6 protein-coding genes are annotated in these 8,756 nt (G+C 65.7%); 5 read left to right on the top strand and 1 reads right to left on the bottom strand.

Annotation, left to right across the window (positions count from 1 at the left end; genetic code table 11):
- Both RMO40_RS04085 and RMO40_RS04090 read left to right on the top strand, forming a co-directional pair.
- On the top strand, positions 1-481 hold a 481-nt coding region (locus RMO40_RS04085; protein ID WP_309716681.1), incomplete at its 5' end, for a GGDEF domain-containing protein.
- 181 nt (positions 482-662) lie between these two features.
- Positions 663-1,865 carry an ammonium transporter gene (locus RMO40_RS04090; protein ID WP_309716686.1) on the top strand — a complete coding sequence of 401 codons (1,203 nt, stop codon included), beginning with the start codon at positions 663-665 and terminating at the stop codon, positions 1,863-1,865.
- A 3-nt stretch (positions 1,866-1,868) separates the two neighbouring features.
- On the opposite strand, the gene RMO40_RS04095 is transcribed toward RMO40_RS04090, so the two are convergent.
- A complete protein-coding gene (locus RMO40_RS04095) occupies positions 1,869-2,993 on the bottom strand; it encodes a hypothetical protein (protein WP_309716689.1) in 1,125 nt (374 codons plus the stop codon).
- A gap of 176 nt (positions 2,994-3,169) precedes the next feature.
- Between RMO40_RS04095 and RMO40_RS04100 the strand changes: the two genes are divergently transcribed.
- The 3 genes from RMO40_RS04100 (at position 3,170) to RMO40_RS04110 (ending at position 8,238) form a co-directional block, all read left to right on the top strand.
- Positions 3,170-5,797 (top strand): PAS domain S-box protein, encoded by a 2,628-nt coding sequence (locus RMO40_RS04100; protein WP_309716692.1) that lies wholly within the window; start codon positions 3,170-3,172, stop codon positions 5,795-5,797.
- Between the two features lie 208 nt (positions 5,798-6,005).
- A complete protein-coding gene (locus RMO40_RS04105) occupies positions 6,006-7,124 on the top strand; it encodes a BMP family ABC transporter substrate-binding protein (protein ID WP_309716695.1) in 1,119 nt (372 codons plus the stop codon).
- A gap of 13 nt (positions 7,125-7,137) precedes the next feature.
- Positions 7,138-8,238, top strand: coding sequence for an ABC transporter permease subunit (locus tag RMO40_RS04110; protein ID WP_309716698.1), 1,101 nt, complete (start codon positions 7,138-7,140; stop codon positions 8,236-8,238).
- Positions 8,239-8,756: the final 518 nt, after the last annotated feature.

Genomic DNA, 8,756 nt, shown 5'->3' on the forward strand with positions numbered 1-8,756 from the left:
GCTCACCGGCCTGCCTAACCGGATGAGCTTCAACGAGAAGCTCACCCAGGCGCTGGCGCGCAGCCACCGCAACGGCAAGCCGCTCGCCTTGCTCTTTCTCAACATCGACCGGTTCAAGCTCGTCAACGACAGCCTCGGCCATGGCGCGGGCGACGAGGTGCTGCGGCTGTTCGGCCAACGCCTGCTGAGCTGCGTGCGCGAAACCGACACCGTGGCCCGCCTGGCCGGCGACGAGTTCGTGGTGATCCTGGAAGAGTTGCACACCCCGGCCGAGCCGCAGTTCATCGCGCGCAAGATCATTGCCGCCATCAATCGCAGCTTCGAGCTGCAAGAAGGGCTGTGGGACGCCAGCACCAGCATTGGCATTGCGTTCCACGCGCAAGGCCATGTGCAGCCCGCCGCCTTGCTCGCAGCGGCCGACCGGGCGCTTTACGAAGCCAAGGCTGGCGGGCGCAACACCTACCGACTGGCAGCCATGTGAACCTTGGCGACGCACCGGCGTCGTGCGTTTTGGCCTGAGAACGCGCCTAAACAGTGCGCCTGGGGCGGCTTGGGTTCGCCCCAAACTGGCACAAGTCGTGCTTTCTTGTGGTGCTTTTGAGCACCTAGAACGTGAATGCGCTCCGTGGCGGTGCGCACTGGGTGCTCAACCAAGGAACAACATGGAGCAACTCAAACAAGGCGTCGATTCCCTCTTCATCCTGCTGGGCGCCATCATGGTGCTCGCCATGCATGCCGGCTTTGCCTTTCTGGAGCTGGGCACGGTGCGCAAGAAGAACCAGGTCAATGCGCTGGTGAAGATCCTGGTCGATTTCAGCGTGTCGGCCGTCGTCTATTTTTTCATCGGCTACACCGTGGCCTACGGGGTGCAGTTTTTCAGTGGGGCCGAAACCCTGGCGGCAAAAAACGGCTACGAGCTGGTCAAGTTCTTCTTCCTGCTGACCTTTGCGGCGGCCATCCCCGCCATCATCTCGGGCGGCATTGCCGAGCGTGCGCGCTTCTACCCGCAGCTGGTGGCCACCGCGGTGATCGTCGGCGTGGTCTATCCGCTGTTCGAGGGCGTGGTCTGGAACGGCAACTGGGGCGTGCAGGCCTGGATCAAGGCCACAACAGGCGCCGAGCTGCACGACTTTGCCGGCTCCATCGTCGTGCACGCACTCGGCGGCTGGTTGGCGCTGCCGGCCGTGCTGCTGCTGGGCGCGCGCAGCAACCGCTACAAGAAAGACGGTGCCATCTCGGCCCACCCGCCATCGAGCATTCCGTTTCTCGCGCTCGGCTCCTGGGTGCTGGCGGTGGGCTGGTTCGGCTTCAACGTGATGAGCGCGCAGACCATCGACAAGGTCTCGGGCCTGGTGGCGGTCAACTCGCTGATGGCCATGGCCGGCGGCACGCTGGCCGCCGTGGCGCTGGGCCGCAACGACCCGGGATTTGCCTACAACGGCCCGTTGGCCGGGCTGGTGGCGGTGTGCGCGGGGTCTGATGTGATGCACCCGGCCGGCGCGTTGGTGACCGGTGCCATCGCCGGTGCCATCTTCGTCGGCATGTTCACCCTCACGCAAAACAAATGGAAGATCGACGACGTGCTCGGCGTGTGGCCGCTGCACGGCCTGTGTGGTGCCTGGGGTGGCCTCGCCTGCGGCATCTTCGGCCTCACCGAGCTGGGTGGGCGCGGCGGCGTGAGCTTCACGGCGCAACTGCTGGGCACACTGTTGGGCTTGGCCTGGGCGCTGGTCGCGGGCTTTGCGGTCTACGGTGCGATCAAGGCGGCCACTGGCCTGCGGCTCACGCAGGAAGAAGAGTTCGAAGGCGCCGACCTCTCCATCCACCGCATCTCCGCCACGCCGGAGCGTGAAGCCAACTGGTGAGGCTCAGGCCCGGGCGGGCGCCACTTGCAGGCTGGCGGCCAGGAGCCGCTTCTGCGTGTAGTGCGCCGTCAGGTCTGAGGCGGTGCGGCCGGCATCGTGGCCGTTGAAGGCGGCCTGCTCCACCAGGCTGCCCCACGAATCGCGCAAGGCGCGCAGCAGCCAATCGGCGCGGCGCAGTGTGCCCGGCGTGCAGGTTTTCCCGTGCAGATCGTCTTCCAGGTCGAGCGTGTGCGAGCGCCAACCCTCCTGCAGATAGAGGCCAAGCAGGTCGCCCGCCAGCGCGCCGCGCCAGCGTTCGATGATCTCGCCGAGCCAGCCCAGCACGCTGGCGTTGGCGCCATCGGTTTGCAGTTCGGTTCGCAGTCGCAGATAGGTGTCGAGCGCGATGGTTTTTTCCAGGCGGAAGGCGCGCAGTGCCGCCTCGATGCCTTCGTTCTGCTCCACCTCCAGCAGCCAGCCGAAGACATGACGGGTTTCGATGCGTTCGGCCAGGTGGCATTGCGGCACGCTGGTGCCGGTGCCGGCGCTGTTGAAGTGCCGCAGCGGATCGAAGCGGTACATGTAGCCGAAGTCGAACAGCCACACCTGGTGGCCGTCGTCGAGCACGTTGCCGGGGCAAAAATCCCACTCGAAGAAACCAGCCCGCACCAGCTCGCGGCCTTGCGAGAACAGCTGGCACAAGCTGCGCTCGGACCAGGCTTGCACCGGTTTGCCGTCGATCCAGGGCGAGACGATCACGCCGTGGCGTCGTGAGGCATACACCGTGGGAACGACGCCGGCCCAGCGTCGTGAGCCGCCCGGCAGCGCCCGCAACGCCGCCAGCTCGGTCCGGCGTTGCAGCTCATTGAGGAACGATGTCTGGCCGTCGACGTTTTTCACCAGGCACTCGGGGCGGGCGCACTTCACCGCCCAGTCGCGCCCGTGTGCGCGCAGCTGGTAGACGATGGCGGTGAGACCGCTCAGCAGGGTCGCACGCACGGCGGGGTGATCGGCGGTGAGGCCTGCCAGCTCGTCGGGGGGCAGAGGGGCGTCGCTCGCGTTACCCACTTCGATCTGGATCGGGCTGGCGGCGATGCGCAGTTGCTGTTGGCGGCGGATCGCTTCGAGATGGGTCGGGATGGTGCTCATTGGTTTGTTTTTTGGGCGATGTAATCTCGACGCACCGACTTGGTGAGCGGGTGCGACGGCTTGTCGCATCGGGAGCTCACCGCCCGCCCAGGAGTTTGCATGCTACCCAGTGCCCGACGGAACGCCCGCCCTGTCGAACGCCCTTGCCTTCGCCGGGGCGCCTGGCCGGGCACCCCATGAACGCCTCGCTCTCGCCGGACGAATCACGGCGGCTCCAGGCGTTGCAGCAGTATGTGGTGCTCGACACCGAACCTGAAGAGTCCTACGACGACATCACGCGACTGGCGGCGCAACTCACCGGGTCACCGATTTCTCTGATTTCCCTGGTCGACGAAAACCGCCTCTGGTTCAAGTCGCACTTTGGATTGGGCGCCAACGAGGCTCCGCGCGAGTACAGCTTTTGCACGCACGCCATCCAGGAGCATCGCGATGTGTTCGAAGTGCCAGACGCCACACAAGACGCGCGTTTCGCCGACAACCCTCTGGTCGCCCAGGCGCCGTTCATGCGCTTTTACGCCGGCACGCCCTTGACCACGCCCGATGGCCGCGCGCTCGGAACCTTGAATGTGATTGATTTCGTGCCGCGAACATTGACCGCGGCGCAGGCCACGGGCTTGCTGGTACTGGGCCGTCAGGTGGTCGCTCAGCTCGAACTACGCAGGCGCGCACGCGAACTCATCGCCGAGGTCAGCCAGCGCACGCTCTCCGAGGCCTTGCTGCGCCAGGACTACGAGCGGGTGATCAGCAGGCTGCGACAAAGCGAGCAAGACAAGGATCGCTTGCTTGAACAAGCCGAGGCGGCGCGCCAAAGCTTGACCCGCGTGCTGGAAGACGAGCAACGCACGGGCAAAGCCTTGCTGGAGGCACGGCGCTTCACCGAGCAGATCACCGAGATCATGCCCAGCGTGCTTTATGTGTACGACTTCAATGAGCGGCGAAACGTGTTCGTCAACCGCGAGGTCGTGTCGTCGTTGGGCTACACCCAGGCCGAGCTACAGGAGGGGCCCGTCGACCCGGTGATGCGCTTCATGCACAGCGATGACCAGGCGCAGTTCGGTGCGCACATGGCGCGCGTGTTGACGCTGCCGGATGCGACGGTCGCTGAGTTCACCTACCGCATGCGCCACGCCGATGGGCGGTGGCGGTGGTTCCAGAGCCGCGACGCCGTCTTTGCGCGCAACCCGGACGGCTCGGTTCGGCAAGTGGTCGGAACGGCCACCGACATCACAGCCATCAAGGTCGCCGAGGAATCATGGCGCAGCAGCGAGGAGCGCTTCCGCACCCTGGCGGAGCTGTCGTCGGTGGGTATCGGCGCGGCCGACGCCACCGGGGCGATGAGCTACGTCAATGAGCGTGCGGGCGAGATCACCGGGTTGCCGCTGGCGGATTGCCTCGGTCAAGGCTGGGTAGACGCCGTCCACCCGCAAGACCACGAGCGGGTTGCGCATGGCTTGCGCGACGCCGTGAGGCAGGGCGTGACCTACCGCGACGAGTTTCGATTTCTGCATCGCGATGGGCGCATCGTGCACGTCATCGCCGAGGGCCGGCCGCTGTTGGATGAACATGCCGGGGTCATGAGCTATGTGGCGACGCTGGTCGATGTGAGCGCCCTGAAAGAGATCGAACAGCACCAGCGGGCGCGCGAGGCGGCCGAACAAGCGAACAAGGCCAAGAGTGATTTCCTCGCCCGCATGAGCCATGAGCTGCGCACGCCGCTGAACGCCATCCTCGGGTTTTCACAGTTGATGCAGATGGACCCGCGTGCAGCCCTCAGCCCGCCTCAGGCAGAGCGGGTGCGGCACATTCGCAGCGCAGGCGAGCACTTGCTCGAAATGATCAACGAGACGCTTGACCTGGCGCGCATCGAAGGCGGGCGCATCGCGCTCTCGGTCGTGCCGGTGCGCCTGGCTGCCCTGGTGGCCACCTGCGTCACGGTGGTGGGCCCGCTGGCGCTGCGAGCCAATGTCCAACTGCTCAACCAGATCGCGGCCGACGCCAAGCTGGTGGTGCAGGCCGATCCGATGCGCCTGCAGGAGATCGTGCTGAACCTGCTGTCCAACGCCATCAAGTACAACCGCCCCGAAGGCCACGTTCACCTGACAGCGCACGCGCAGGGCGATCGGGTGCGGGTCAGCGTGCACGACAGCGGCGCCGGCCTGAACGCAGACCAGCTGGCCAATTTGTTCCAGCCTTTCAACCGGCTGGGGGCAGAGAGTTCGGGCATCGAAGGAACCGGCCTCGGTTTGGCGATTGCCGAGCGGCTGGCGCAGTTGATGGGCGGCAGCCTGAGCGCCAGCAGCCAGCCCGGCGTGGGCAGCGTCTTCACACTCGATCTGGCGGCTGCGCCCGCCGACGCGAAATCGTCTCCCTTGCCCGCCGCCTTGGCGGCGCGCCGGGTCGAGGTGGGAGGCGCCTTCAGCGTCGTCTACATCGAAGATGACGCGTCGAACGCCCTGCTGCTGGAGCAGGTTTTCGCGACGATGCCAGGAGGCAGTCTGCGCGTGGCGCGCTGTGGCGCCGATGGCCTGGCCGCGGTGCAGAACGACCCGCCCGATCTGGTGCTTCTTGACTTGAACCTGCCCGACATCAGCGGGTTCGAGGTGCTGGCCCGGCTCCGGGCGAACCCCCGTACCCGCGCACTGATTTGTGTTGCTCTGTCTGCCGACGCGATGCCCGACAACATCCAGCGCGTGCGCGACGCCGGGTTCGATGATTTTCTGTCCAAGCCGATCGAGATCGACGGCTTTGTGAGCCGCATCGGCGACCTGCTCGCGCGACGAAACGGCGCGAACCCGGTGACCTGATCCGCGCGACGAGCGCAGTCCACTCGGGACCGGGCTGCTCCCCGGTAAGCAAGCTGCCGCCCTGTGCGCTCCCGCCCACGCGGAGGAGCCCATTGGCACGCCCATTGCTTGTATACAAGAAGGTGTTCGACCTAAGCCTTCGGATGGTGCATGCCCGGCGGGCACGCCTCGTGCGAAGCACTCGCAGCGGCAACTCACAGGAGCAAAGATGACACAAGCAAATTTCAAGCGGCGCGATGTTCTGAAGGGAGCAGGGGCGGTGGGCGCGACGGCGGCGTTCGGCGGCCTGAGCGGCCTCGCGCAGGCGCAGTCCCCCATCACCGTGGGTTTCATCTACGTGGGCCCGCGCGACGACTACGGCTACAACCAGGCGCAGGCCGAGTCGGTGGCTCAAGTGAAGAAGCTGCCTGGCATCAAGGCGGTGGAAGAAGAGAACGTGCCCGAGACCACGGGCGTTCAAAAGACCATGCAGGGCATGATCGCGCAAGACGGCGCCACGCTTTTGTTCCCCACCTCGTTCGGCTACTTCGACCCGCACATGCTGGCGGTGGCAGGCAAAAATCCCAACGTGCGTTTTGCCCACTGCGGTGGCATGTGGACCGAAGGCAAGCACCCCAAGAACACCGGCAGCTTCTTCGGCTACATCGACGAAGGCCAGTACTTGAACGGCGTGGTCGCGGGCCACATGAGCAAGAGCAAGAAGATCGGCTTCATTGCGGCCAAGCCGATCCCGCAGGTGCTGCGCAACATCAACGCCTTCACCATGGGCGCACGCTCGGTCGACCCGAACATCACCACCACCGTGATCTTCACCGGCGACTGGTCGATGCCGGTCAAAGAAGCCGAAGCCACCAACAGCCTGGCCGACCAGGGCATCGACGTCTTCACGATGCACGTCGACGGCCCGAAGGTGATCGTCGAAACCGCCGCCAAGCGCGGCAAGTTCGTCTGCGGTTACCACGCGAGCCAGGCCAAGCTCGCACCCAACGCCTACCTCACCGGCGCCGAGTGGAACTGGATCACCGCCTACAAGACCATCATCGACGCGGCCCGCACCGGCAAGCCGCACCCGAACTTCGTGCGCGGTGGCCTGAAGGAAGGTTTCGTGAAACCTTCGCCTTATGGCGGCATGGTCACCGATGCGGCCAAGAAGAACGCCGACAGCGTGAAGGCTTCGATGATCGCCGGCACGTTCGACATCTTCAAAGGCCCGTTGAAGGACAACACCGGCAAGGTGGTGATCCCCGCTGGCACCGCCTTCAAGCAGACCGACATCGTGCTCGAGGGCATGAACTACCTCGTGGAAGGCGTGGTGGGCAAGGCTTGAAAGAGAGGCGGCCATGGCGCTTTCCACCCGCACCACCGACACGCTCGAAGCCATCGCCTTGCCCGTGATGGCGATGCTGGGCGCCTTGCTGCTCTTCGGCGGGTTCATCTGGGCGGGCGGCAAGGACCCGCTCGAAGCCTGGGCGCTGCTTTTCAAGGGCGCCTTCGGTGACTGGTTCTCCTGGCAGAACTCGTTGCAGCGTGCGGCGCCGCTGATGCTCACCGCCCTGTGTGTGGCCATCCCGGCGCGTGCGGGGCTGGTGGTGATTGGTGGCGAAGGCGCGCTGGTGTTGGGTGGCTTGGCTTGCGCAGCTTTGCCCTATGTCTTTACCCCGCCAGCCAACGCGTTTGGCACCGCCTTGTTGCTGCTTGCCGCAGCCGCGACCGGCGCGGTGTGGATCGCGCTGGTCGGCGTGTTGCGCCAGCAGCGTGGTGTGAACGAAACCATCAGCAGCCTGCTGCTGGCCTACACCGCGATTGCGCTCTTCAAGCACCTGGTCGAAGGCCCGATGCGTGACCCGGCGAGCTTGAACAAACCGTCGACCAACACCCTGGCCGAAGGCCTGCGCATCGGCGGTATCGCCGGCACCGACATCCCTTGGGGCCTGGCCTTCGGCGTGGTGGTGTGCGTGGTGCTCGGTCTGTGGCTGTTTTTCACCACCTCGGGCTTTGCCACCCGCATCGTGGGCGGCAATGCGCGTGCGGCCTTGCTGGTGGGGCTGCCCGGCCCGCGCATCATCGTGGTGGCTTGTGCGGTGGGTGGGGCCTGCGCCGGTCTGGCCGGCGGCATCGAAGTGGCAGCGGTGCACACCAATGCCAATGCGTCCTTGATCGCGGGGCTGGGCTACACGGGCATCCTGGTGTCGTTTGTGGCGCGGCACAACCCGTGGGCTGTGGTTCCTGTGGCGGTGTTGTTTGGTGGGTTTGGTGCGGCGGGGAGTTTGTTGCAGCGGCGCATGGATGTGCCGGATGCGTCGGTGATGGTGTTGCAGGGGTTTGCGTTTCTCTTGATCCTGGCGAGCGAGGCGCTGCGGGGCAAGTTGTTTGTGGCGCGGGCGCCGAAGCCTGTTGTGGTGGCTCAGCCAATGCCGGCAGTCATCAAGGCGAGCGTATGAGGGCACTCTCGTCATTCCCGCGGAGGCGGGAATCCAGAGGCGGTGCCTGGCGCTTTGTCATAGCTCTTGTTCACTGCGTGTGGCCGCGCCGGGTGTGCGGCCCGGCGGCCGACCCCCTTTCTTTGTGTCGACAAAGAAAGGGGGCAAAGAAAGCGACCCTGCCGACTCGGCCCTCGCGATGCGAGGGCTGCCTTGCGCTGCTCGGTCTTTGCGGGTCGGGCAGAACTCGCTACGCGCCGTACCGGCGCTGCGCTCAAACAGCCGCCCGAAGTCAGTTGTTGATGCGCGCTGCGCGCGCCCCGCAAAGCCCTGCGCTGCTCAGCTCGTCCGAAGGGGGAGACGAACACCAGCCGGCCTCGCTTCGCGTCGGCGCCAAGGCGCATCACTTCGTCCGCGCCGAGGCGAAGCGAGGCGTAGACAGGGATGTTGCGAAGCAACGACCGTATTGCTCTTGGGTCCCCTTGGTGAGTCGTCGAGCAGCGCAGGGCTTTGCAGCAGCGCGCGTCAGCGCGCATCAA

This window comes from Rhizobacter sp., assembly GCF_031412075.1.
In the GTDB taxonomy this organism is placed as follows: domain Bacteria; phylum Pseudomonadota; class Gammaproteobacteria; order Burkholderiales; family Burkholderiaceae_C; genus Rhizobacter.